Annotated in this window: 1 protein-coding gene; it reads right to left on the bottom strand. The window is 61.3% G+C overall.

Annotated features, from left to right (window positions below):
* Positions 1 to 431, bottom strand: a 431-nt coding sequence (locus AC4IHP_RS27850) for an immunoglobulin-like domain-containing protein (RefSeq protein WP_490833289.1), incomplete at both ends; no start/stop codon positions are given.

The raw sequence follows: 431 nt of genomic DNA, 5'->3' as shown, positions 1-431 counted from the left end.
TGAGTGACCGCTGGAGTGGTGCTCGGCACGAGATTTTCGAAGTTACCACCGGTAGCGCCGGTGATCGTCGCCTGCACGGAGCCGGCATCTTTGTAGACGTCATCGGACGGTGCCGGAACGGTCGCAGTACCGCTGGTTTCGCCAGCCTTGATGGTGATCACAGCACCGTTCGACAGGGTCACGGTCACTGGCGAGCCAGCGGCGTTGGTCAATGTCGCGGTGTAAACAATCGATCCACCTTCGGCCACGGAACCGGTCGCGCTGAGCGACAGGTTGGTGGTGTCGGCAACGTCGGTGACAGAAGTCGAGACCGGAGTTTTGTCCGCCACCAGATCTTCGAAGTTCCCGCCGGTTACGCCAGTGATCGAGTTGGTGATCGGCGCGTTGCCGGTCAGCGCATCGTTCGCAGCAACAGCGGTTGCAGTGCCAGT

The sequence above is a fragment of the Pseudomonas sp. UF-293 genome (assembly GCF_058245595.1).
The sequence above is the reverse complement of the archived record's forward strand: the minus strand, read 5'-3'. Positions and strand labels throughout refer to the sequence as shown.